Consider the following 22,540-nt stretch of genomic DNA (forward strand, 5'->3'; position numbering starts at 1 on the left):
GGCATACGGCCAACCCGAGCGAGGTCCGCCCGGCCCCGGCGCGGACCCCGTCGCCTGCCGTGGGCGACTCCTTCCACACGATGTGGCGGGAGCTGCTCCCCGTCGGGCGCCACCCCGAGTCCGGCGGCTACCGGCGATTCGCCTGGACCGCGGCCGACGCCGAGTGCCGGGCCTGGTTCCGGCAGCAGGCCGAGGACCGCGGGCTGGCCTACGAGGTCGACCGCAACGGCAACCAGTGGGCCTGGCTCGGGGACCCCGCGGCCGGGGACGCCGTGGTCGCCGGGTCGCACCTCGACTCCGTGCCCGACGGCGGGGCCTTCGACGGGCCCCTGGGCGTCGTGTCCTCCTTCGCCGCCCTCGACGAACTGCGCGGCAGGAACGCGCGGTTCACCAAGCCGCTGGCCCTCGTCAACTTCGGTGACGAGGAGGGCGCCCGGTTCGGGCTGGCCTGCACCGGGTCGCGGCTGACCGCCGGGCAGCTCACCGTCGAGCAGGCGCACCGGCTCACCGACGCCGACGGGGTCACGCTGCCCAGGGCCATGGAGGCCGCCGGGTATGACCCCGACGCCATCGGCCCCGACCCGGAGCGGCTCGCGAGCATCGGCGCCTTCGTCGAACTGCATGTCGAGCAGGGACGCGCCCTCGACCTGACCGGCGACCCCGTCGGTGTGGCCAGCGCCATCTGGCCGCACGGGCGGTGGCGGTTCGACTTCCGGGGCGAGGCCAACCACGCGGGCACCACCCGGCTCGTCGACCGGCGCGACCCGATGCTGTCGTACGCCGAGACCGTGCTCGCCGCCCGGCGCGAGGCAACGCTCGCCGGTGCCGTCGCCACCTTCGGCAAGATCGCCGTCGAGCCGAACGGCGTCAACGCGATCCCGTCCCTGGTGCGCGGCTGGCTCGACTCCCGCGCCGCCGATCAGGCGACCCTGGACACCGTGGTCACCGGTGTCGAGAAGGCGGCCCGTGAGTACGCCGCCGCGCACGGCGTCGACCTGGACGTGGTCCGCGAGTCCTTCACGCCCGTCGTCGAGTTCGACCACGCCCTGCGCGACGAACTCGCCCGCCTCCTGGGCACGGACACCCACCCGAAGGTGCCGGTGCTCGGCACGGGTGCCGGACACGACGCCGGAATCCTCTCCGGGAGCGTCCCGACCGCCATGCTGTTCGTGCGCAACCCCACCGGTGTCTCGCACTCCCCGGCCGAGTTCGCGGCCGAGGACGACTGCGTGGCCGGGGTGCGCGCGCTCGCCGACGTACTGGAAGGGCTGGCCTGCACGTGACCCCCACCGAGCAGACGCGGACGTACTGGCTGGAGCAGGCCTGGCTCGGCACCCATGTCGAGCCGGGCGTGGCCCTCGACGTGCGCGGCGGCCGCATCGCGGCCGTCCGCAGCGACGTGCCCGTCCCTCCGCCGGGAGCCGAGGTGCTGCGGGGACTCACGATCCCGGGACTCGCCAACGCGCACAGCCACGCCTTCCACCGGGCTCTGCGCGGCACCGTCCAGGTCGGCTCCGGGACGTTCTGGACCTGGCGCGAGGTCATGTACGCCACCGCCGGCCGGCTCACCCCCGAGACGTACCACGCGCTGGCCCGCGCGGTGTACGCCGAGATGGCGCTGGCCGGCATCACCGCCGTCGGCGAGTTCCACTACGTCCACCACGCCCGGGGAGGCGCCCGGTACGCCGACCCGAACGCGATGGGCGAGGCCCTGATCGAGGCCGCCGCCGAAGCCGGAATCCGCATCACCCTCCTCGACACCTGCTACCTGTCCTCCGGGTTCGGTCAGCCGCCCGACACCCACCAGCTCCGCTTCTCCGACGGGACGGCCGAGGCCTGGGCCGAACGCTGTTCAGTTCTCAAGGAACGGGATCACGCGCGGATCGGTGCCGCCGTGCACTCCGTACGGGCCGTGCCCGCGCGGGAACTGGCGACGGTGGCGCGGTGGGCCGAGGAGCGGCGGGCCCCGCTCCATGTGCACCTGTCGGAGCAGACCGCCGAGAACGACGCCTGCCAGGCAGCCCACGGCTGCACCCCGGCCCGGCTGCTGGCCGACCACGGCGTCCTCGGCCCGCGCACGACCGGCGTGCACAACACCCACCTGACCGACGAGGACATCGCCCTGCTCGGCGGATCCGGCACCGGCACCTGCATGTGCCCGACCACCGAGCGGGACCTGGCCGACGGCATCGGACCCGCCGCCGCCCTCCAGCGCGCCGGCTCCCCGCTCTCCCTCGGCTCCGACAGCCACGCCGTCATCGACCTGCTCGAAGAGGCCCGCGCGATGGAGCTGAACGAGCGGCTGCGCACCCGCACCCGCGGTCACTGGACGGCCGCGGCCCTGCTGCGCGCCGCCACCGCCGACGGGCATGCCGCCCTCGGCTGGTCCGACGCCGGCAGCCTCACCCCCGGCGCCCTCGCCGACTTCACGACGATCGCGCTGGACTCGGTCAGGACAGCGGGGACGCTGCCCAGGCTCGGCGCCGAGACGGCCGTATTCGCGGCGACCGCCGCGGACGTACGCCATACGGTCGTGGCCGGTCGGCACATCGTGCGGGACGGCGCCCACACCCTCGTACCGGACGTGCCGTCGGCGCTGGCAGGCGCCGTCGAGGCACTGCGCGGATGAATCCCCCCGTCACCCCTGAGGACACCATGAGCAGCACCGTCATCACCAACATCGCCACACTGGTCACCAACGACCCCTCCCTCGGTGACGGATCCCCCCTCGGACTGGTCCGGGACGCGGCCGTCGTCATCGAGGGCGACCGCATCGCGTGGACCGGTGAATCCAGCAAAGCACCCGCCACTGACAACCGGGTCGACGCCGGCGGCCGGGCGGTGATCCCCGGCTTCGTCGACTCCCACTCCCACCTGGTCTTCGCGGGCGACCGCACCGAGGAGTTCAACGCCCGCATGTCCGGCCGGGCCTACAGCGCGGGCGGCATCCGCACCACGGTCGCCGCCACCCGCGCCGCCACCGACGCGGAGCTGGAGGCCAACCTCACCCACTACCTCGCCGAGGCCCTGCGCCAGGGCACGACCACCTTCGAGACCAAGTCCGGCTACGGCCTCACCGTCGCCGACGAGGCCCGCGCCCTGCGCATCGCCGCCACGCACACCGACGAGGTCACCTACCTCGGTGCCCACATCGTCTCCCCGGACTACGCCGAGGACCCGGCGGCATACGTCGCCCTGGTCACCGGGGAGATGCTGGACGCCTGCGCCCCGCACGCCCGCTGGGTCGACGTCTTCTGTGAGAAGGGCGCCTTCGACGGTGACCAGGCCCGGGCGATCCTCACCGCGGGCAAGGCCAAGGGCCTGCTCCCGCGCATCCACGCCAACCAGCTCACCTACGGCCCCGGCGTCCAGCTCGCCGTCGAGCTGGACGCGGCCAGCGCAGACCACTGCACCCACCTGACCGACGCGGACGTGGACGCGCTGGCGAACGGGAACACGGTCGCCACCCTCCTGCCCGGCGCCGAGTTCTCCACCCGCGCCCGGTGGCCCGACGCCCGCCGCCTCCTCGACGCGGGTGTCACGGTCGCCCTGTCCACCGACTGCAACCCGGGCTCGTCGTTCACCTCCTCGGTGCCCTTCTGCATCGCGCTCGCTGTACGGGACATGGGCATGACGCCGGACGAGGCGGTCTGGGCGGCGACGGCGGGCGGCGCGAGGGCCCTGCGCCGCGACGACGTCGGCCGTCTGTCCCCGGGCGCCCACGCCGACCTCGCCGTCCTGGACGCGCCCAGCCACGTCCACCTGGCCTACCGGCCGGGCGTTCCGCTGGTCACCCAGGTCTGGCGGCGCGGCGTACGCGAGGTCTGAGCAGGGCCTGTCCGGCGGATCGAGTCGCAGGAGACCGAGGGAAGACGCCCCACCGGCCGCCCGGGTCCCGCCCGGGACCGGTCAGGCGCTGCCCGCCCGCCACTTCTGCGCCATACCTCCACCGCGTGGGTCGAGGGAGAGGTAGCCGTCCGGATGCGGGGTGAGGGCGGTCCCGGTGGCGATGGCCGGGCGGATCACGCCGTCCGGGTCGACGGTGAAGCGCAGATTGCGGCCGTTCCTGCCGTCGGCCGACGAGCACCTCCAGATTCCCACGCCGTTTTCCACGGAACCGCGGCTGTCCAGGCAGAAATCGGGGTCCGCCGCCGACTGGAGCACCTGGCGCGAGGCGTCGAACCGCCAGCGCTGGCTGGACGCGGACCCGCACGGGGCGGTGGCGACGTCCGTGCCGTTGTCGAAGTCGCCGACCACGTCCAGGCAGCGGCCCGAGGCGGCGTTCACCACCTGCGCGTAGGACGCGCCGGGCGGACGCACCGGCGAGGGCGACGGGCTGGGCGGCGGCTTCGGGCGCGCCGTCCGGGAGCGGCCCGGCGTCGGTTCGGGGGACGGATGCCGGGAGGGCGGCCGGGAGGTCGCGGACGGAGAGGGTGCGGACGGGGTCGCCGACACCGTGGCCGTCACCGTGACCCGTACCGGCGGCGTGGGCACGGTCACCGCGCCCGCTGCCCGCTGGTGCGGTGTGCCGTCGTTCGAGGCGAGCAGGAACAGCAGCAGCGGTGCGAGGGCCACGCCGAGCGCCGCCGAGGCCAGCGCGTAGCGGCGGGAGGGCGGCCAGGCGGCGGCCCGCGCCCGAGCTCCCGGAGGCGGATCGGCAGGACGCCGTGCGACGTAGGCGGCGCCGCCCCAGGGCAGCAGGCCCTCGGCCACCGCGGTGCGCGGGTGGTCGCGCAGGGCGGACTGCTCCTCGAACGCGGCCCAGCAGTGGCCGCAGCGGGCCATGTGGTCGTGCAGGTCCAGGCTCGCGCGGGGGTGGTCCGGCCGTACCGCCTCCTCGATGAGCCGGCGGAAGTCACCGCAGCGCGGGTCGTCCGAGGCGGCCAGACGCGTCCTCAGACAGGCCTGGGCCAACGCCTTGAGCGCCTGCGGGGTGCCGTGCACCACGTCCTGGCGGGTGAGGCCGAGGAACCTGGCCGTCCGCTCCTCGGGTTCCTGCTCCGCGATCCCGTACCAGACCAGGCCCTGGACGCGGGTCGGCAGCGACCGGAAGGCGCTGAGCAGAGGCGGTACGGGGCCCTCGGGGCCGGCCGTGTTCAGGACCAGCAGCAACCCGGGGTCGACGCCGCCGGACCGCTCGTCCCGCGCCCAGGCGGCGGTCAGCCGGGCGGTGAGCAGCAGCAGGCGCAGCCGGACCGGGACCCCCGGGTCCGCACCGCGCGCTGTCTCGCGGGCGGCGAGGGTGAACGCCTGCGCCGCGAGTTGACGGGCGGCCGACTCGCCTGCGGTGCAGTGCCGGGCGTGGGCCAGGACCCGGGGCAGGTGGCGGGCGCGCAGTTCGCGCAGTGCCGGATAGACGGTCGGAGTGTCGGCGCGGAGCAGTTCGATGAGTCGTGTGTCCGAGGCGTCCTCGTGCGGTCCGCCGCCCGTGTCCCCGGTCTCGACGCCGCCGTCGTCGGTCCCGTCGGCCCGAGCCATTGCCCCGCCCTCCTCGCACCCCTGGTGGCATGGCCGGACTCCGAACGTACCGGCCGGTATGGGGGTGACCCATAGTGGGGGAAGCGGGCCCCGGGGGAAAGAGGTTGCCCAGGGTTTCCCGGGGTAACGGCGCCAGGGCGGCGGGTTTCTCGGCGCACGCCCCGCACGTCCCGGACGGGCCGCACGCCCCGCACGGGCCGAGGCGCTGGGGCCGCGGTCCGCCCGGCGCCATCGACGGCACCGGACGGAAATGTCCCCTTCACCCCGTCACGCCTTCACCCGTCACGCCGTCACTCCTCGAGTGTCAGCCCCTTGCGCAGTTGTCCGAGCGTCCGGGAGAGCAGCCGGGAGACGTGCATCTGCGAGATGCCGAGTTCCTCGCCGATCTCCGACTGGGTCATATTGGCCACGAACCGCAGGGACAGGATCTTCCGGTCCCGGGAGGGCAGCTGGGCGATCAGCGGCTTCAACGCCTCGACGTACTCGATGCCTTCGAGCCCGTGGTCCTCGTAGCCGATGCGGTCCGCGAGGGCGCCCTCGGAGTCGTCCTCCTCGGGTTGGGCGTCCAGCGACGACGCGGTGTAGGCGTTCGAGGCGGCCATGCCTTCCACCACCTCGTCGTTGGACAGGCCGAGGTGCTCGGCGAGTTCGGCGACCGTGGGGGCGCGGTCGAGCCGCTGGGCCAGTTCGTCACCGGCCTTGGCGAGGTCGAGGCGCAGTTCCTGGAGCCGGCGCGGGACGCGCACGGACCATGAGGTGTCGCGGAAGAACCGCTTGATCTCGCCGATGATGGTGGGCATCGCGAACGTCGGGAACTCAACGCCCCGGGACAGTTCGAACCGGTCGATCGCCTTGATCAGGCCGATGGTGCCGACCTGGATGATGTCCTCCATCGGCTCGCTGCGGGAGCGGAAGCGGGAGGCGGCGAACTTGACGAGCGCGAGGTTGAGCTCGACGAGCGTGTTGCGGACGTACGAGTAGGCGTGGGTGCCTTCCTCGAGGGACTCCAGCCGCTCGAAGAGGGCCTTGGACAAGGCCCGGGCGTCGTCGGGGGCCACCTCGTCGTACGGGGGGATGTCCGGAAGTCCGGCCAGTGCGTCGGCCTGATCGGCCCGCTCGGCGCGTACGTCGTGGAACTCGATGGGATCCAGGTGCTCCGCTGGGGATGCCGACGTCGCCATCTGGGTATGCGATGCGTCGAGCCGGGGTGACATGATGTCCTCCATCGTTCTCGGCATATGGCTGCCGAAGCCAATTTGTGCACTGCGGTGTGCGGCGCCTCCAAAGCCGGCCGTGTCGGGTGCGGGTCCCTACTAGCCCTACCCGCTTTCCCAACACCGCCGCAAGTTCCTCATGTGGGGGTATGTCCGTTTGTGTGCGGATGTTCGGCTGCCGGAGCGGTGAGGGAAGGCGTAGTGTTCGAGGGCGTCAGTCAGCAGCCAAGAACCCGGGAGAGAGGGACGGCATGGACCGCGGGACGGTCGGCAGCGCACAGTCGGGCCGGCTTCTGGTGGAGGTGCGGCAAGAGGGTTCCAGTGCCGTCGTGACGCCGGCGGGTGAGCTCGATCACCACACGGCCGACCTGCTGCGCGAACCGCTCGAGGAGTGCCTCGACAAGGGGCGCTCGCGCCTGGTGGTGGACTGTTCACGCCTGGAGTTCTGCGACTCCACGGGGCTGAACGTGCTGCTGGGCGCGCGGCTGAAGGCAGAGGCGGCCGGAGGGGGTGTGCATCTGGCCGGGATGCTGCCGGTGGTGGCCCGCGTGTTCGAGATCACAGGGGCGGACGCGGTCTTCACCGTGCACGACTCCCTGGAGGACGCCCTGGCCGACGAGGCCGGCTGAGCCGGCCTCGGGTTCGTCGACGTGCCCCTTCCGTGTTCCGGGCCCGGCGTATGCCGGGCGCACGCACGGCGGGCCGAAAACGGGGGTGTTCCCCCCGATCGGTCGGGCAGGAGACATCCTGAGTGGATCGGTCGCCCCCGCGGGAGCCGACGACCGGGGTTTCGGCGTGTGTACGGACGTGCAGAGCGTGTACGTGTGAAGTGACTGGTGACTTTTGAATCGTGAACTGGTGAATCGGTGAGGTGATGCGCTGATGAGCACCACCCGGCCTTACTCGCCGGGCGACCGCGGCCCGGAGCCCAGCGGCGCTTCCGGGGTGACCGAGGGGGACGCGCCGACGGGCGCGGTACCCACAGGGGGTGCGACGGCCGTGCCGGCGGCCCCGTCCGGGAGTCGCCAGATCCGCAGGCTGAGCTTCGACGGCGAGAGCGGCGTCGTGCCGCTCGCCCGCGACTTCACCCGCCAGGCGTTGTACGCGTGGGGCTGGCTGCCCGCCGCGACCGCCGACCGGCGGGCCGCTGCCGAGGACGTGCTCCTCGTCGTCTCCGAACTGGTCACCAACGCCTGCCTGCACGCCGAGGGACCCGACCAGCTGGAGATCACCTGCGACAACAAGGTGATCCGCATCGAGGTCTCCGACCGCGGCACCGGCCAGCCCGCCCCGCGCACCCCGCACCGCGCCGGCCGCCCCGGCGGCCACGGCATGTTCATCGTCCAGCGGCTGTGCCTGGACTGGGGTGTCGTCCGCGCTCCCGGCGTCACCGGCAAGAGAGTGTGGGCCGAGCTGGGGGCACCCGCCTGAACGCGGAGCCGCTCGGCGAGGCCCGACGGCGACCGCAACACCAGGAGCGCGACACAGAAAAGACCGCGACACGAAAGGGCCGCCCCACGAGGGGCGGCCCTTTCGGCGATCGGAGGGGTGACGTCAGTGGACGTCACCCATCAGGGACTTCACCTTCCGGCGGTACATGTAGACCGCGACACCGGCGAGGACGGCGAGGACCGCCTCCAGGGTGACCGCCCCCGTGCCGCTGAGGTCGACACCGGCCACGGCGGGGTTGGACAGCAGGCTCGTGATGGAGTCGCCCGCGGTGACCGCGAGGAACCACACGCCCATCATCTGGCTGGCGTACTTGGCCGGCGCCATCTTCGTCGTCACCGACAGGCCGACCGGGGAGAGGCACAGCTCGCCGACGGTCTGGATCAGGTAGATGCCGACCAGCCACATCGGGCTGACCAGGGTGTCGCCGTTGGCCATGCCCAGCGGCAGCAGGAAGAAGAAGAACGAGACGCCGATGAAGAACAGGGCGGCCGCGAACTTCGCGACGGTGCTCGGCTCCTTGCCCTTGCGGCTCAGCCACAGCCAGAACCAGGCGAAGACCGGGGCCAGGGCCATGATGAACACCGGGTTCAGCGACTGGTACCAGGAGGACGGGAAGCCGAAGCCCAGCAGCGAGGAGGAGGTCTTGGTCTCACCGAACGCCTGGACCGTGGAACCGCCCTGGTCGTAGATCATCCAGAAGGCGGCGGCCGCGACGAAGAACCAGATGTAGCCGGTCATCTTGGACTGCTCGACGGTCGACAGCTCCTTGTCGCGCTTGATGCGCAGCAGGACGCCGGCCGGGATGACCAGACCGATGACGGTGAGCGGGATCATCGCCCAGTTCAGGGTGAAGTGGCCGGTGAAACCGACGATGCCGTAGAAGACGGCGGCGACGGCGAGCCAGGTCAGGCCCTTGCGCAGCCAGGAGGCGCGCTCGGCGGTGTCCAGCGGCTTGGGAACGACGTTGCTCTGCGGGCTCAGGTTCCGGGTGCCGATGAGGAAGGCCGCGAGGCCGATCGCCATGCCCACGGCGGCGAGGCCGAAGCCCAGGTGCCAGCTGACCTGCTGGCCGACGGTGCCGATGATCAGCGGCGCGAAGAAGGCACCCATGTTGATGCCCATGTAGAAGATCGTGAAGCCACCGTCGCGGCGCGGGTCGTCCGCGCCCTTGTAGAGGTGGCCGACCATGGTGGAGATGTTGGCCTTCAGCAGGCCGGAGCCGAGCGCGACCAGCGCGAGACCGGCGAAGAAGGGCGCCTGGCCGCCGGGCAGCGCCAGCACCGTGTGGCCCGCCATGATCGTGATCGCGGCGATCGCCACCGTCTTGCGGGGACCCCAGACGCGGTCGCCCAGCCACCCGCCGGGCATGGCGAGCAGGTACACCATCGACAGGTAGACGGAGTAGATGGCGGTGGTGGTGGCCAGATCCATGCCGAGGCCACCGGTCATGCTCCCCTTCTTGGCGTCGGGGCCGCCGGAGAGCAGGTACACGACGAGAAGGGCTCGCATACCGTAGAAGCTGAAGCGCTCCCACATCTCGGTCATGAAGAGGGTGGCCAGGCCGCGGGGGTGGCCGAAGAAGGTCTTCTCGGAACCGGGGGTGCCCGGATGGACCGAGTCCTTCGTCAGGCTGGACGCCATGGTCGTTCCTTGCTGGTCGGGACGCGCCGCCCTCGGCGGGTACGCGCCCGGTGGGGGTGGCCGGCACCGGCAGGCCCGAGGTCCACCCCACGCCCAGGGGGATCCCGCTCCGGATCGCGAAGCGGCGGACGACGGCCACCGGGATCCACACCTCTGCTCGCGTCGACGCGCGTACGAGGCCCGGCCCTAGGTCATTCTTCCCGGGCCGGTTGGGGCCGACCCGCCCACAAAAGAGACCTTCAGCGTCAAGACGATCGCCAAAGGTCCCCTGTGTGCATCAGACGTTCAAGCCACCATACGGCAGGACACTGCCGGATATGGAAGGACTTGAGACATGGATCACAGGTCGCTGGGGAACCCTGCCCGGCTTTCGAAGGTCTATTACCAAGGCCTCAAAGGATCGCATTCCGTGCCGACCGGTCCGTGCCACAGGGCCGCACAGGCGGCACCCGACCGGCCGCAAGGTAAGAACCGCGTGTGCCGATCACACCGCGGGACCACCCCAGCGGGCGGCGCGGGCGGACTACCATCGGCTCATGACCCGTGTACTGCTCGCCGAGGACGACGCGTCCATCTCGGAGCCGCTGGCCCGCGCACTGCGCAGGGAAGGTTACGAGGTCGAGGTGCGTGAGGACGGACCCGCCGCGCTCGACGCCGGAATGCAGGGCGGTGTCGACCTGGTCGTGCTGGACCTCGGGCTGCCCGGCATGGACGGCCTGGAGGTCGCCCGCCGGCTGCGCTCCGACGGCCACACGGTGCCCATTCTGATCCTGACCGCGCGCGCCGACGAGGTGGACACCGTCGTCGGTCTCGACGCGGGCGCCGACGACTACGTCACCAAGCCCTTCCGGCTCGCCGAACTGCTCGCCCGCGTCCGGGCCCTGCTGCGGCGCGGCGCCGCCGAGCCGCAGCAGCCGCCCGCCACGCACGGCGTGCGCATCGACGTCGAGTCCCACCGCGCGTGGATGGGCGACGAGGAGCTCCAGCTCACCGCCAAGGAGTTCGACCTGCTCCGGGTGCTCGTGCGGGACGCGGGCCGGGTCGTCACCCGCGACCAGCTGATGCGCGAGGTCTGGGACACCACCTGGTGGTCGTCCACCAAGACCCTCGACATGCACATCTCCTGGCTGCGCAAGAAGCTCGGCGACGACGCCGCGAACCCCCGGTACATCGCGACCGTGCGCGGCGTGGGTTTCCGATTCGAGAAGAGCTGAGCCGGCCGCCCCGCGCTTTCGTCAGGTAGGAGGACATGCGCCGCCGACTGATCCAGTCCACGCTTGCCGTGGTCCTGGTCGTGATCGCCGTCTTCGGCTTGTCCCTGGTGATCGTCGAGACCCGCACCATCAGCAGCAGCGCCCAGGAGCGGGTCGACTCCGAGGCACTGCGGCTGGCCAGCATCGTCGACAGCAGGCTGCTCGGCGCGGCCACGGTCAACGCCGACGTCCTGCGCAACCAGATGGCCGACGGCCAGTACGCCGTGATCGGCATCCCCGGCCAGCAGCCCATCAAGGTCGGCGCCAAACCGTCCGGCGACGTGATCCACTCCACGGCCAAGGGGGAGCAGGGCGAGACCGTCCGGGTGGAGGAGCCCCGTTCCTCGGTGACCCGCGAGGTCGGCCGCACCCTGCTGATCATCGGCCTGGTGGCGCTGCTCGCGGTGGTCGCCGCGGTGCTGCTCGCCGTCCGCCAGGCCAACCGGCTCGCCTCCCCGCTGACCGACCTCGCCGAGACCGCCGAGCGCCTCGGATCCGGCGACCCGCGCCCCCGCCACAAGCGCTACGGCGTCCCGGAGCTGGACCGGGTCGCGGACGTGCTCGACGGATCGGCCGAGCGCATCGCCCGCATGCTGACCGCCGAGCGGCGGCTCGCCGCCGACGCCTCCCACCAGCTGCGTACGCCGCTGACCGCGCTGTCCATGCGCCTGGAGGAGATCACCCTCACCGACGACCCGGACACGGTGAAGGAGGAGGCGAACGTCGCGCTCGCCCAGGTCGAGCGGCTGACCGACGTGGTGGACCGCCTGCTGACCAACTCCCGCGACCCCCGTACCGGCTCCGCCGTCTCCTTCGACCTCGACGAGGTCATCCAGCAGCAGATCGCCGAGTGGCGCCCCGCCTACCGCAGCGTCGGCCGGGCGATCGTCAGCTCCGGCAAGCGGCACCTCCAGGCCGTGGGCACGCCGGGCGCCGTCGCGCAGGTGCTGGCCGCGCTGATCGAGAACTCCCTGATGCACGGCGGCGGCACGGTGGCGCTGCGCACTCGCGTGACCGGAAACCAGGCCGTGGTGGAGGTCACCGACGAGGGCTCCGGCGTCCCCGCCGACCTGGGCGCCCGAATCTTCGAGCGCACCATCAGCGGCCGCAACTCCACGGGCATCGGGCTGGCCGTCGCCCGCGACCTCGCCGAGGCCGACGGCGGCCGCCTGGAACTGCTCCAGGCCCAGCCGCCCGTCTTCGGCCTGTTCCTGTCCCGCACCCCGCCGCTGAAGAAGCAGTCGGAGGACCACCCGACGGTGCGCTGACCGCGGCCGGCACCGGCGGGACCCAGCGGAAGAGCCAGGACCGGCAGGTCCTAGCGGAAGACCTCGGGCCGGGGCTTCTTCGACTCGGTCTCGAGGAAGGACTCCGCGCCCGCCACGGTCTCCCGGGCCGGCAGGGTGCGGAAGACCCAGGTGCGGTACGACCAGAAGCGGAACAGGGTCGCGACGCCGATGCCGAGGAACTTGAAGACGTTGCTCTGCAGCGGGCTGTCCCAGCCGAAGCCGTACGTCGCCAGATACAGCACGCCGTTCTCGATCACCAGGCCGACCACGCTGAACAGGAGGAACAGCGTCAGTTCCCGGGTGCGCCCGCTATTTTCGCGGTCCCGGTACGTGAAGTAGCGGAAGCCGACGTAGTTGAAGGCGATCGCGACGACGGTCGCGATGACACTGGCCCGCACCACCTGAAGTCCGGTCACGTGCCGCACCAGGTTGAACACGAGCAGGTTGACCAGCAGCCCTGCTCCGCCCACCGCGCCGAACTTCACGACCTCGCGCCACAGCTGGTCCACGCGCCTGCGTAGCGCGCCGTGGGGCGCCTGGGGCGCCGGTCGAAGCCCCGAGGAACCATGTTCCATGGTCGTGCAGGCCCCCGTCTCGGTCGGTTCGGTCAACCCGGCCATGCTAACCAGCGCTCCACGCCCGCGCCTGTGGACAAGGCATCAGCTCGGGAACAGGTCGGAAAGAGTCCGGGAAAAGGCGGGAAAGAGCCCTCGAAGCGACTGGTAAGAGCGTCGACGGGCACGTCGGCGCGGTCGGATGCGTACGTCAGTGCGGCGGGTGACGTCCCCGCGAGGCGCCGGCACCGCCCCGGCGGGCGCGGAAGCGGGCCGCACCGCGGCGGCCGATACCCTAGGAGCGTGACGTTCCCGGTAGTCGGCATGGTCGGCGGTGGCCAGCTCGCTCGTATGACACACGAGGCGGGCATCCCGTTGGGCATCAGGTTCAAGCTCCTCAGTGACACTCCCCAGGACTCCGCGGCGCAGGTGGTGAGCGATGTCGTCATCGGCGACTACCGCGACCTGGACACGCTGCGCGCGTTCGCGCGGGGCTGCGACGTGATCACCTTCGATCACGAGCACGTCCCCACCGAGCTCCTGCGGGCCCTGGAGGCGGACGGCATCCCCGTACGCCCCGGCCCCGACGCGCTCGTGCACGCCCAGGACAAGGGTGTGATGCGCGCGAAGCTCGATGCGATCGGCGTGCCCTGCCCGCGGCACCGCATCGTGAGCGACCCGCGGGACGTGGCCGCCTTCGCGGCCGAGGGTGACGGTTTCCCCGTGGTCCTCAAGACCGTCCGCGGCGGTTACGACGGCAAGGGCGTGTGGGTGGTCGACTCCGTCGAGGAGGCCGCCGAGCCCTTCCGCGCCGGCGTGCCCGTCCTCGCCGAGGAGAAGGTCGACTTCGTCCGGGAGCTGGCCGCCAACGTCGTACGCTCCCCGCACGGCCAGGCCGTGGCCTACCCGGTCGTGGAGTCGCAGCAGGTGAACGGCGTCTGCGACACCGTGATAGCCCCGGCCCCCGACCTGGACGAGAGCCTTGCCCTCCAGGCCGAGCAGCTCGCGCTGACCATCGCCAAGGAACTCGGTGTCGTCGGCCACCTCGCCGTCGAGCTGTTCCAGACCCGCGACGGTCGCATCCTCGTCAACGAGCTGGCGATGCGCCCGCACAACTCCGGCCACTGGTCGATGGACGGCGCCATCACCTCCCAGTTCGCCAACCACGTCCGCGCGGTCCTCGACCTGCCGCTCGGCGACCCCCGCCCGCGCGCCAGGTGGACCGTCATGGCGAACGTCCTCGGCGGCGACTACCCCGACATGTACTCCGCGTACCTGCACTGCATGGCCCGCGACCCCCAGCTCAAGATCCACATGTACGGCAAGGACGTGAAGCCCGGCCGCAAGGTCGGCCACGTCAACACCTACGGCGACGACCTGGACGACGTGCTGGAACGCGCCCGTCACGCAGCCGGCTACCTGAGAGGCACCATCACCGAATGAGCCCAGTTGTTGGCATCGTCATGGGGTCGGACTCCGACTGGCCCGTCATGGAGGCCGCCGCCGAGGCGCTCGACGAGTTCGAGATCTCCTACGAGGTCGACGTCGTCTCCGCGCACCGCATGCCGCGCGAGATGATCGCGTACGGCGAGCGCGCGGCGGAGCGCGGACTGAAGGCGATCATCGCGGGCGCGGGCGGGGCCGCCCACCTGCCCGGCATGCTCGCCTCCGTCACGCCGCTGCCGGTGATCGGCGTGCCCGTCCCGCTGAAGTACCTGGACGGCATGGACTCGCTTCTGTCGATCGTGCAGATGCCGGCCGGGGTCCCGGTGGCGACCGTGTCGGTCGGCGGCGCTCGCAACGCGGGTCTGCTCGCCGCCCGGATCCTCGCCGCGCACGACGAGGAACTGCTCGCCCGGATGCGGGAGTTCCAGCAGGAGCTGAACGACCAGGCCACCGAGAAGGGCAAGCGGCTGCGCGCCAAGGTCGAGAACTCCGGCGCCTTCGGCTTCGGCACGGGGAAGTGACGCCGGTGTCCTTGCTGAACGAAGCCCGGGACCTGCTGCGCGAGTTCCCGGTCGTCGACGGTCACAACGACCTGCCCTGGGCGCTGCGCGAGCAGGTCCGCTACGACCTCGACGCCCGCGACATCGCCACCCCCCAGAACGCCCATCTGCACACCGACCTGCCGCGCCTGCGCGAGGGCGGCGTCGGCGCCCAGTTCTGGTCGGTCTACGTCCGCGCGGACCTGCCCGACCCGGTGCCGGCGACGCTGGAGCAGATCGACTGCGTACGGCAGCTGCTCGCCCGCCACCCGGCCGACCTGGCCCCCGCCCTGACCGCCGCCGATATGGAGGCGGCCCGCGCGGACGGCCGGATCGCCTCCCTCATGGGCGCCGAGGGCGGCCACTCCATCGCCGACTCCCTCGGCACGCTGCGCGGGCTGTACGCGCTCGGCGTGCGCTACATGACGCTCACCCACAACGACAACGTGGCCTGGGCGGACTCGGCGACGGACGAGCCGGGCGTGGGCGGCCTGTCGGCCTTCGGCCGCGAGGTGGTCCGGGAGATGAACCGGCTCGGCATGCTGGTCGACCTCTCCCACGTGGCCGCGACGACCATGCGAGACGCGCTCGACACCACGAGCGCGCCGGTGATCTTCTCGCACTCCTCCGCGCGGGCCGTGTGCGACCACCCCCGCAACATCCCGGACGACGTGCTGGAGCGGCTGCCCGCCAACGGCGGGATCGCGATGGTGACGTTCGTGCCGAAGTTCGTGCTCCAGGCGGCCGTGGACTGGACGTCCGCCGCCGACGAGAACATGCGCGCGCACGGCTTCCACCACCTCGACACCACCGCCGAGGCGATGAAGGTCCACCGCGCCTTCGAGGAGGCGAACCCGCGTCCGGTCGCCACGGTCGCGACGGTGGCCGACCACCTCGACCACATGCGCGAGGTCGCCGGCATCGACCACCTGGGCATCGGCGGCGACTACGACGGCACGGCCTTCACCCCCGACGGCCTGAACGACGTCTCCGGCTACCCGAACCTGATCGCGGAACTGCTGGACCGCGGCTGGTCCAGGACCGACCTGGCCAAGCTCACCTGGCAGAACGCGGTCCGCGTCCTGGGTGCCGCGGAGGACGTCGCCCGCGACCTGCGGGCCACCCGGACGCCGTCCAACGCGACGATCGCCGCACTGGACGGGTGAGTACCGGTACCGGACGGCGGGAGGCTGTGTACCTCCTGCCGTCCGGCGCACACGACGGCTGACGGACGCCTCTCAGCAGGCGCACAGGCAGAACGGGTGCCCGGCGGGGTCGGCGTAGACCCGGAAGCCGCGCGCCCGGTCCGTCGCGTCCAGCGGCCGCGCGCCGAGTGCCAGCACCCCCTTCTCCGCCGTGTCCAGGTCGTCCACCACCAGGTCCAGGTGGGACTGCTGCGAGGCGTCCGCGGCCGGCCACTTCGGCGGCACGTACCCCGGCGCCTTCTGGAACGCCAGCGCCGACCCGTCCGGCACCTTCAGGTCCACCCAGTCGTCCTCGCCCTCCACGGTCCCGCCGAGCACCTCGGCGTAGAAGCCGGCGAGGGCGCGCGGGTCGGGACAGTCCAGGACGACGACACCCAGCTTGGCGAGAGCCATGAGTTCCTCCCAGTCGGGGACGGTGTTACCCGCTGAAGCGGGTAACCGGTAACCGTTACTGCATGCTGGCGTATAGCAGGTAACGACGCAACCGGTTTCACGAGGTACCGTCGCTGGCATGAGTGAGAGATCGTCCGCGCCCGGAGGCCTGGCGCTGGTCGAGTCCCTGGTGAACACGCTGGACATCGAGACGGGCGCCGACTCGCTCGACACGGCGGAGGGCCGGGCGCGCCTGGGGATCCCCGAGGCGGAACTGCCGCAGGCACGCGAGCTGCGCGAGTCGCTGCGCGCCACGCTGCTGGCCCACGCCGGGCACCCGCCCCACCGGACGGTGACACCGCTGGGCGAGCTGCTGGCGCGGGCGCCCCTGCTGGTGGCCGTCGACGCCCGGGACGGCTCCGCCACGCTCGCCCCCGCCGACGGCGGCCCCCTGCTCTCCCGGGTCGCGGCCGCTGTCGCCGAGGCCCTCGTCGCGGGCACCTGGGCCCGACTGAAGGCCTGCGAGGCGGTCACGTGCCACTTTGCGTACTACGACCGCAGCCCGGCCGGCCGCGGCCGCTGGTGCTCGATGCAGGTGTGCGGGGCGCGCGCGAAGATGCGCCGCTATCGGGCGAAGCAGACGTGATCCACGGGGAGTTCACTGCTCACGCCGGGCTCCGGTGGTGCACAATGCGTGCAGACGCCGGTTCGGCCGACTGAGCCTCGGCCGAACCGGCGTCACATGTCTGCGTACGTCTAGGTATGTCTGGGATATCCGCCGGTGTGGGGCTATGCGGTCGGGCGTCCCATCGCCCGGTACGTCCACCCGGCCCGCCGCCACAGCTCCGGGTCCAGCGCGTTGCGCCCGTCGAGGATCACCTGGGCGGCCACGACCTCGCCCAGCCCGGCCGGGTCCAGCTCGCGGAACTCCCGCCACTCGGTCAGGTGCAGGACGACGTCCGCGCCGCGCACGGCCTCCAGCGCGGAGCCGGCGTACCCGAGCGTGGGGAACACCCGCCGGGCGTTGTCCATGCCCTTGGGGTCGTAGACCGTCACCTGGCCGCCCTGGAGGTGTATCTGACCGGCGACGTTGAGCGCGGGGGAGTCCCGTACGTCGTCCGAGTCCGGCTTGAAGGTGGCGCCGAGCACCGCGACCCGCTTGCCGAGGAACGGCCCGCCGCCCAGCGCCTGCCGGGCCATCTCCACCATCTGCCCGCGCTGGCGCATGTTGATCGAGTCGATCTCGCGCAGGAAGGTCAGGGCCTGGTCCGCGCCCAGCTCACCGGCGCGCGCCATGAAGGCCCGGATGTCCTTGGGCAGGCAGCCGCCGCCGAAGCCGATCCCGGCCCGCAGGAACTTCCTGCCGATCCGGTCGTCGTGCCCGATGGCCTCGGCCAGCTTGGCCACATCGCCGCCGGCGGCCTCGCAGACCTCGGCCATCGCGTTGATGAAGGAGATCTTCGTGGCCAGGAAGGAGTTGGCGGAGGTCTTCACCAGTTCCGCGGTCGGGAAGTCGGTGACCACGAACGGGGAGCCCTCGCCGATCGGTGTGGCGTACACCTCGCGCAGCAGCTTCTCCGCCCGCTCGCTGCGCACGCCGACCACGATCCGGTCCGGGTGCAGCGTGTCCTGCACGGCGAAGCCCTCGCGCAGGAACTCCGGGTTCCAGGCCAGCTCCACGTCCGCGCCCGCGGGCGTCAGCTCGGCGATCATGCGGGCCAGACGGTCGGCGGACCCCACGGGCACGGTCGACTTGCCGACGACGAGCGCGGGACCGCTCAGGTGCGGGGCGAGCGAGGTGACGGCGGAGTCGACGTAACTCATGTCGCAGGCGTACTCGCCGTGCTTCTGCGGGGTGTTCACGCAGACGAAGTGGATGTCGCCGAACGCGGCCACCTCCGCGTAGTCCGTCGTGAAGCGCAGCCGCCCGGTCGAGCCCTCGATCCCGGCCACGTGCCGGCGCAGCAGCTCCTCCAGGCCGGGCTCGTACATCGGGACCTCGCCCCGCCGGAGCATCTCGATCTTCTCGGGGACGACGTCCAGACCCAGCACCTCGAACCCGAGGTCGGCCATGGCCGCGGCGTGTGTCGCGCCGAGATAGCCGGTGCCGATCACGGTGATCTTGAGGCTCATGGGTCCTCCAGGGGGAGACGATGGTGATGCGGTGCCCGAGCATATCGGGGGCATGCGCGGGGCCTTCGCCGGGCAATGTCCCCGCTGTCGCCAAGCTCACGTATCACTGGCGTGGGCGGGCGCCTAAAATTTGGGTTACTTAACGGTAATTAGCGTTGGAGCGTGAGAGACCTTGGCCGGATCGGCTGACTTCGACCTGTACCGCCCGTCCGAGGAGCACGACATGCTCCGTGACGCCGTCCGCTCGCTGGCCGAGGCGAAGATCGCGCCGTATGCCGCCGCGGTGGACGAGGAGGCCCGCTTCCCGCTGGAGGCGCTGGAGGCGCTGGTCGCCAACGACCTGCACGCCGTGCACGTGCCCGAGGAGTACGGCGGCGCGGGCGCGGACGCCCTCGCGACGGTCGTCGTGATCGAGGAGGTGGCCCGCGTCTGCGCGTCATCCTCCCTCATCCCGGCCGTGAACAAGCTGGGCTCGCTCCCGGTGATGCTCTCCGGCTCCGAGGAGCTGAAGAAGAGGTACCTGGCCCCGCTCGCCAAGGGCAACGCGATGTTCTCGTACTGCCTGTCCGAGCCGGACGCGGGCTCCGACGCGGCCGGCATGAAGACCAAGGCCGTCCGCGAGGGCGACACGTACGTCCTCAACGGCGTCAAGCGCTGGATCACCAACGCGGGCGTGTCCGACTTCTACACGGTGATGGCCGTCACCGACCCGGACAAGCGCAGCAAGGGCATCTCGGCGTTCGTCGTCGAGAAGTCGGACCCCGGGGTCTCCTTCGGCGCCCCGGAGAAGAAGCTCGGCATCAAGGGCTCCCCGACCCGCGAGGTCTACCTGGACAACGTCCGGATCCCCGCCGACCGCATGATCGGCGCCGAGGGCACCGGCTTCGCCACGGCGATGAAGACCCTGGACCACACCCGCATCACCATCGCGGCCCAGGCCCTCGGCATCGCCCAGGGCGCCCTCGACTACGCCAAGGGCTACGTCAAGGAGCGCAAGCAGTTCGGCAAGCCGATCGCCGACTTCCAGGGCATCCAGTTCATGCTCGCCGACATGGCCATGAAGATCGAGGCCGCCCGCAACCTCACCTACGCGGCCGCCGCCAAGTCCGAGCGCGTCGCCGCCGGAGGCGGAGAAAGGGACCTCACCTTCCAGGGCGCCGCCGCCAAGTGCTTCGCCTCGGACGTCGCCATGGAGGTCACCACGGACGCCGTCCAGCTCCTCGGCGGCTACGGCTACACCCGCGACTACCCGGTCGAGCGCATGATGCGCGACGCCAAGATCACGCAGATCTACGAGGGCACGAACCAGGTCCAGCGAATCGTGATGGCCAGGAACCTTCCCTAGCAGTCTCTTCGCACGCGTCCGACGGCCTCCGGCATTGAGCCGGGGGCCGTTCGCGATGCGCCGGGGGAGGGCCGCCGGACGCGGGCCGTAAGCCGAACGGCGGTACCCGGTCCGCTGTCCGCGTCGGATGGCGCGGGGACCCGGGCGGGCGTACGACGGAGGGGTACAGGGCCCCGCCCTCGGTGCCCTTCGCCCCCCAGGAGGAGCCATGACCCAGCCCGGAACCATGACCCCCATGAGCAAGGAGATGCAGGACTGCGTCCAGGCCTGCATGTCGTGCCACACCATCTGCGAGGAGGCCATGAGCTCCTGCATGCAGATGGGCGGCCAGGCGCAGATGCAGATCATGCGCGCGCTCATGGACTGTTCCGAGATGACCCGCATGTGCGCGGACATGATGATGCGCCGCTCGCCCATGGCGGCCGAGATGTGCGCGATGTGCGCCAAGGCCTGCGACATGTGCGCCGAGGCGTGTATGTCCATGCCAGACGACAAGATGATGAAGCGCTGCGCTGAGGCGTGTCGCCGCTGCGCCGAGATGTGTCGTGCGATGGCGGGCGTCAGGATGTGACCTGAGCCCGGCCGGACGGCGAAAGCCCCGCGGTGCCGGCCGGCATCGCGGGGCCCTCCTGGCAGGGGGTCCGGGTCAGTTGCCCGTGACCGTCACCTTCTCGTCGTTCTTCAGCTCATTGACCAGCGTCTTGACCTTCGGCATGTCCCAGACGAGGTTGCCGCCGGTCGAGCCGGATATCGGCATGTTCATGGAGGTGCCGTCGCCGCCGTTGACGTTCTTCATCGCCCAGAACATGGAGGCCAGGTTCCACAGGCTCATGTCCTTGTCGACGATCAGGGAGTCCAGGCCCGCACCCATCGTCGGGTAGAGCTTGAACGGGTTCAGGACCGTCGAGGGGGACGCCACCTGGTGGGACAGCGCGGCGAGGAACTTCTGCTGGTTCTTCGTGCGCTGCAGGTCGGAGGTGGCGAACGCGTGCCGGGTGCGCACGAAGGCCAGGGCCTGCTGGCCGTCCAGCTCCTGCTTGCCCGCCTGGAAGTCGGCGCCCGAGTACTTGTCCTTGAAGCCCTTGTCGATGGTGAGTTCCACGCCGCCGACCGCGTCCACGATGTTCGCGAAGCCGGCGAAGCCGATCTCCACGTAGTGGTCGATGTGCAGGCCGGTGTTGTACTCGATGGTGCGGACCAGCAGCTCCGGACCGTCGAAGGCGTAGGCCGCGTTCAGCTTGTTCGGTCCGAGGGGGCCCTTGATCTTGCCGGACTCCGAGCCGCGGAACTGCGGGATCGTGACGTTGGAGTCGCGCGGCAGGGATATCAGCGTGTCGCCGTTGTCGCCGACGTGCAGGATCATCATCGAGTCCGTGCGCTTGCCCTCGGCTGACCCGGTGTGCAGCTTCTTCTTCTGCTCCGAGGTCATGCCCTCACGGCTGTCGGAGCCGACGATCAGGTAGTTCGTGCCCTTGCCGGTCTCCGGCCGGTCGATGACCTTGGACAGGTCGACCTCGCGGCGGAGCTTGGAGTCGGCCCAGAAGTAGGTCGCGACCGAGGTCACCACGAGCAGCGTGACCAGGGTGATCACGGTCCACTTGAAGCGGCGCCCCCAGTTCGGCGCGGGACGGTAGTCGCGCGGGTCGCCCCCGCCCGGTCCGCCGTAGACGTGGCCGCCGTTGTAGCCGTCGTAGTCGCCGGGGTCGTCGTATCCGCGGCCGTCGACGTACGACGGTTGCTGCGGAATGCCGTACGGCGGCGCGGAGGGGCCTGGGCCGCCGGGCGGCGGGTATCCGCCCTGCCCGCCGGGTGCCCCCGGGCCGCCGCGCCGTACCTGGCGCATCGCACGCGCCCCTTCCGGCGTCGCGCCGGCGCTGCCGCGTCCGTATCCGGGTCCGTGGTTGCCGCCGGACCACCCCTCGGGCCAATCATTCATGCGCCCCAGTGTGCAGGGCACCGCTGTGTCCCTTACAAGGGGCGTCAGGAAATAAGGGCACCGCTGTTGCGAAGCTGACACAAATTCCCCGGATGCCTCCTCGGCATAAGGTAGGGGTCATGACAGAGCAGGCCTCCACCGCGGAATCTGAGATTCCGGACATCCCCGGCAAGCCGACTTCGGCGTCACGGACCACCCTGAGCCACATCATGACCCACAACGACACCAACCTGCTGGGGACGGTGCACGGCGGTGTGATCATGAAGCTGGTCGACGACGCGGCGGGCGCGGTGGCCGGCCGGCACAGCGGCGGGCCCGCCGTCACTGCGTCCATGGACGAGATGGCGTTCCTCGAACCGGTCAGGGTCGGCGATCTCGTCCATGTGAAGGCCCAGGTCAACTGGACCGGCCGGACCTCCATGGAGGTCGGCGTGCGGGTCCTCGCCGAACGCTGGAACGAGTCCACCCCGACCACCCAGGTCGGCTCGGCGTACCTGGTCTTCACCGCCGTGGACGCCGACGGCAAGCCGCGCCCCCTGCCGCCCGTCCTGCCCGAGACCGACCGGGACCGGCGGCGCTACCAGGAGGCCCAGATCCGCCGCACCCACCGCCTGGCCCGCCGCCGCGCCATCATGGAACTGCGCGAGAAGCGCGCGGCCGAGGGCTACGAGGACTGACGCCGC

General features: G+C 71.4%; 21 protein-coding genes. 14 read left to right on the forward strand and 7 right to left on the reverse strand.

The annotated features are described in order from the left end of the window. Positions 1–80 precede the first annotated feature (80 nt). The 3 genes from ACIQFZ_RS16365 to hutI are packed head-to-tail and all read left to right on the forward strand — an operon-like array spanning position 81 to position 3,828. Positions 81–1,283: an allantoate amidohydrolase gene (locus tag ACIQFZ_RS16365; protein WP_402691511.1), complete on the forward strand. Its 1,203-nt coding sequence runs from the start codon at positions 81–83 to the stop codon at positions 1,281–1,283. Continuing rightward, the gene (locus ACIQFZ_RS16370) at positions 1,280–2,629 is read left to right on the forward strand and encodes a formimidoylglutamate deiminase (RefSeq protein WP_365416890.1); all 1,350 of its coding nucleotides are present in this window, start codon (positions 1,280–1,282) and stop codon (positions 2,627–2,629) included. The genes ACIQFZ_RS16365 and ACIQFZ_RS16370 overlap by 4 nt, the downstream gene beginning before the upstream one ends. Before the next feature lie 26 nt (positions 2,630–2,655). Next, on the forward strand, positions 2,656–3,828 hold the full coding sequence (hutI, locus tag ACIQFZ_RS16375; protein WP_402691493.1) for an imidazolonepropionase: 1,173 nt from the start codon (positions 2,656–2,658) through the stop codon (positions 3,826–3,828). Between the two features lie 81 nt (positions 3,829–3,909). Here the strand turns inward: hutI and ACIQFZ_RS16380 are convergent, their stop codons facing one another. Further along, positions 3,910–5,478, reverse strand: coding sequence for an RICIN domain-containing protein (locus tag ACIQFZ_RS16380; protein ID WP_365416894.1), 1,569 nt, complete (start codon positions 5,476–5,478; stop codon positions 3,910–3,912). A 290-nt stretch (positions 5,479–5,768) separates the two neighbouring features. After that, on the reverse strand, positions 5,769–6,704 hold the full coding sequence (locus ACIQFZ_RS16385) for an RNA polymerase sigma factor SigF (RefSeq protein ID WP_172632949.1): 936 nt from the start codon (positions 6,702–6,704) through the stop codon (positions 5,769–5,771). A gap of 239 nt (positions 6,705–6,943) precedes the next feature. Between ACIQFZ_RS16385 and ACIQFZ_RS16390 the strand changes: the two genes are divergently transcribed. Together ACIQFZ_RS16390 and ACIQFZ_RS16395 are read left to right on the forward strand one after the other, a co-directional pair. Next, on the forward strand, positions 6,944–7,321 hold the full coding sequence (locus ACIQFZ_RS16390; RefSeq protein ID WP_100571008.1) for an STAS domain-containing protein: 378 nt from the start codon (positions 6,944–6,946) through the stop codon (positions 7,319–7,321). A gap of 253 nt (positions 7,322–7,574) precedes the next feature. Further along, complete coding sequence (locus ACIQFZ_RS16395) at positions 7,575–8,123, forward strand: ATP-binding protein (protein WP_365416897.1); 549 nt, start codon at positions 7,575–7,577, stop codon at positions 8,121–8,123. A 123-nt stretch (positions 8,124–8,246) separates the two neighbouring features. Here ACIQFZ_RS16395 and ACIQFZ_RS16400 read toward each other — a convergent pair whose 3' ends face one another. Further along, positions 8,247–9,785: a peptide MFS transporter gene (locus ACIQFZ_RS16400; protein ID WP_402691494.1), complete on the reverse strand. Its 1,539-nt coding sequence runs from the start codon at positions 9,783–9,785 to the stop codon at positions 8,247–8,249. Positions 9,786–10,321: 536 nt separating this feature from the next. Here ACIQFZ_RS16400 and ACIQFZ_RS16405 point away from each other — a divergent pair. Both ACIQFZ_RS16405 and ACIQFZ_RS16410 read left to right on the forward strand, forming a co-directional pair. Then, a complete protein-coding gene (locus tag ACIQFZ_RS16405; protein ID WP_100571005.1) occupies positions 10,322–10,999 on the forward strand; it encodes a response regulator transcription factor in 678 nt (225 codons plus the stop codon). 35 nt (positions 11,000–11,034) lie between these two features. Continuing rightward, positions 11,035–12,306 (forward strand): ATP-binding protein, encoded by a 1,272-nt coding sequence (locus ACIQFZ_RS16410; RefSeq protein WP_365416901.1) that lies wholly within the window; start codon positions 11,035–11,037, stop codon positions 12,304–12,306. A gap of 50 nt (positions 12,307–12,356) precedes the next feature. Here the strand turns inward: ACIQFZ_RS16410 and ACIQFZ_RS16415 are convergent, their stop codons facing one another. After that, complete coding sequence (locus ACIQFZ_RS16415; protein ID WP_365416948.1) at positions 12,357–12,902, reverse strand: GtrA family protein; 546 nt, start codon at positions 12,900–12,902, stop codon at positions 12,357–12,359. A 282-nt stretch (positions 12,903–13,184) separates the two neighbouring features. Between ACIQFZ_RS16415 and ACIQFZ_RS16420 the strand changes: the two genes are divergently transcribed. The 3 genes from ACIQFZ_RS16420 to ACIQFZ_RS16430 are packed head-to-tail and all read left to right on the forward strand — an operon-like array spanning position 13,185 to position 16,032. Beyond that, positions 13,185–14,324: a 5-(carboxyamino)imidazole ribonucleotide synthase gene (locus ACIQFZ_RS16420; protein WP_365416903.1), complete on the forward strand. Its 1,140-nt coding sequence runs from the start codon at positions 13,185–13,187 to the stop codon at positions 14,322–14,324. Continuing rightward, positions 14,321–14,848 (forward strand): 5-(carboxyamino)imidazole ribonucleotide mutase, encoded by a 528-nt coding sequence (gene purE, locus ACIQFZ_RS16425; RefSeq protein ID WP_361411735.1) that lies wholly within the window; start codon positions 14,321–14,323, stop codon positions 14,846–14,848. Before ACIQFZ_RS16420 ends, purE begins: the two co-directional genes overlap by 4 nt. A gap of 5 nt (positions 14,849–14,853) precedes the next feature. Continuing rightward, positions 14,854–16,032, forward strand: coding sequence for a dipeptidase (locus ACIQFZ_RS16430; protein WP_383060624.1), 1,179 nt, complete (start codon positions 14,854–14,856; stop codon positions 16,030–16,032). 72 nt (positions 16,033–16,104) lie between these two features. Here the strand turns inward: ACIQFZ_RS16430 and ACIQFZ_RS16435 are convergent, their stop codons facing one another. Beyond that, the gene (locus ACIQFZ_RS16435) at positions 16,105–16,464 is read right to left on the reverse strand and encodes a VOC family protein (RefSeq protein WP_365416907.1); all 360 of its coding nucleotides are present in this window, start codon (positions 16,462–16,464) and stop codon (positions 16,105–16,107) included. Positions 16,465–16,582: 118 nt separating this feature from the next. Between ACIQFZ_RS16435 and ACIQFZ_RS16440 the strand changes: the two genes are divergently transcribed. After that, positions 16,583–17,089, forward strand: a complete 507-nt coding sequence (locus tag ACIQFZ_RS16440; RefSeq protein WP_383060622.1) for a CGNR zinc finger domain-containing protein — start codon at positions 16,583–16,585, stop codon at positions 17,087–17,089. Between the two features lie 143 nt (positions 17,090–17,232). On the opposite strand, the gene ACIQFZ_RS16445 is transcribed toward ACIQFZ_RS16440, so the two are convergent. Further along, positions 17,233–18,576, reverse strand: a complete 1,344-nt coding sequence (locus ACIQFZ_RS16445; RefSeq protein WP_365416910.1) for a UDP-glucose/GDP-mannose dehydrogenase family protein — start codon at positions 18,574–18,576, stop codon at positions 17,233–17,235. Positions 18,577–18,748: 172 nt separating this feature from the next. Here ACIQFZ_RS16445 and ACIQFZ_RS16450 point away from each other — a divergent pair, with 172 nt between their 5' ends. Together ACIQFZ_RS16450 and ACIQFZ_RS16455 are read left to right on the forward strand one after the other, a co-directional pair. Further along, a complete protein-coding gene (locus ACIQFZ_RS16450) occupies positions 18,749–19,921 on the forward strand; it encodes an acyl-CoA dehydrogenase (protein WP_402691495.1) in 1,173 nt (390 codons plus the stop codon). Positions 19,922–20,129: 208 nt separating this feature from the next. After that, positions 20,130–20,492 (forward strand): four-helix bundle copper-binding protein, encoded by a 363-nt coding sequence (locus ACIQFZ_RS16455; protein WP_376400967.1) that lies wholly within the window; start codon positions 20,130–20,132, stop codon positions 20,490–20,492. Positions 20,493–20,567: 75 nt separating this feature from the next. On the opposite strand, the gene ACIQFZ_RS16460 is transcribed toward ACIQFZ_RS16455, so the two are convergent. Beyond that, positions 20,568–21,857 (reverse strand): LCP family protein, encoded by a 1,290-nt coding sequence (locus ACIQFZ_RS16460; protein ID WP_402691496.1) that lies wholly within the window; start codon positions 21,855–21,857, stop codon positions 20,568–20,570. A gap of 119 nt (positions 21,858–21,976) precedes the next feature. Between ACIQFZ_RS16460 and ACIQFZ_RS16465 the strand changes: the two genes are divergently transcribed. After that, positions 21,977–22,534: an acyl-CoA thioesterase gene (locus tag ACIQFZ_RS16465; RefSeq protein ID WP_361411719.1), complete on the forward strand. Its 558-nt coding sequence runs from the start codon at positions 21,977–21,979 to the stop codon at positions 22,532–22,534. Positions 22,535–22,540 lie beyond the last annotated feature (6 nt).

Origin of the sequence: Streptomyces sp. NPDC093064, assembly GCF_044754605.1 — a bacterium.
GTDB lineage: Bacteria > Actinomycetota > Actinomycetes > Streptomycetales > Streptomycetaceae > Streptomyces.

Bases quoted from the DNA above. Each gene is read 5' to 3' on its own strand.
- ACIQFZ_RS16365 (WP_402691511.1), top strand. From the start codon at position 81: ATGTGGCGGGAGCTGCTCCCCGTCGGGCGCCACCCCGAGTCCGGCGGC.
- hutI (WP_402691493.1), top strand. From the start codon at position 2,656: ATGAGCAGCACCGTCATCACCAACATCGCCACACTGGTCACCAACGAC.
- ACIQFZ_RS16380 (WP_365416894.1), bottom strand. From the start codon at position 5,478: ATGGCTCGGGCCGACGGGACCGACGACGGCGGCGTCGAGACCGGGGAC.
- ACIQFZ_RS16385 (WP_172632949.1), bottom strand. From the start codon at position 6,704: ATGGAGGACATCATGTCACCCCGGCTCGACGCATCGCATACCCAGATG.
- ACIQFZ_RS16390 (WP_100571008.1), top strand. From the start codon at position 6,944: ATGGACCGCGGGACGGTCGGCAGCGCACAGTCGGGCCGGCTTCTGGTG.
- ACIQFZ_RS16395 (WP_365416897.1), top strand. From the start codon at position 7,575: ATGAGCACCACCCGGCCTTACTCGCCGGGCGACCGCGGCCCGGAGCCC.
- ACIQFZ_RS16400 (WP_402691494.1), bottom strand. From the start codon at position 9,785: ATGGCGTCCAGCCTGACGAAGGACTCGGTCCATCCGGGCACCCCCGGT.
- ACIQFZ_RS16405 (WP_100571005.1), top strand. From the start codon at position 10,322: ATGACCCGTGTACTGCTCGCCGAGGACGACGCGTCCATCTCGGAGCCG.
- ACIQFZ_RS16410 (WP_365416901.1), top strand. From the start codon at position 11,035: ATGCGCCGCCGACTGATCCAGTCCACGCTTGCCGTGGTCCTGGTCGTG.
- ACIQFZ_RS16415 (WP_365416948.1), bottom strand. From the start codon at position 12,902: ATGGAACATGGTTCCTCGGGGCTTCGACCGGCGCCCCAGGCGCCCCAC.
- purE (WP_361411735.1), top strand. From the start codon at position 14,321: ATGAGCCCAGTTGTTGGCATCGTCATGGGGTCGGACTCCGACTGGCCC.
- ACIQFZ_RS16435 (WP_365416907.1), bottom strand. From the start codon at position 16,464: ATGGCTCTCGCCAAGCTGGGTGTCGTCGTCCTGGACTGTCCCGACCCG.
- ACIQFZ_RS16440 (WP_383060622.1), top strand. From the start codon at position 16,583: ATGAGTGAGAGATCGTCCGCGCCCGGAGGCCTGGCGCTGGTCGAGTCC.
- ACIQFZ_RS16445 (WP_365416910.1), bottom strand. From the start codon at position 18,576: ATGAGCCTCAAGATCACCGTGATCGGCACCGGCTATCTCGGCGCGACA.
- ACIQFZ_RS16455 (WP_376400967.1), top strand. From the start codon at position 20,130: ATGACCCAGCCCGGAACCATGACCCCCATGAGCAAGGAGATGCAGGAC.
- ACIQFZ_RS16460 (WP_402691496.1), bottom strand. From the start codon at position 21,857: ATGAATGATTGGCCCGAGGGGTGGTCCGGCGGCAACCACGGACCCGGA.
- ACIQFZ_RS16465 (WP_361411719.1), top strand. From the start codon at position 21,977: ATGACAGAGCAGGCCTCCACCGCGGAATCTGAGATTCCGGACATCCCC.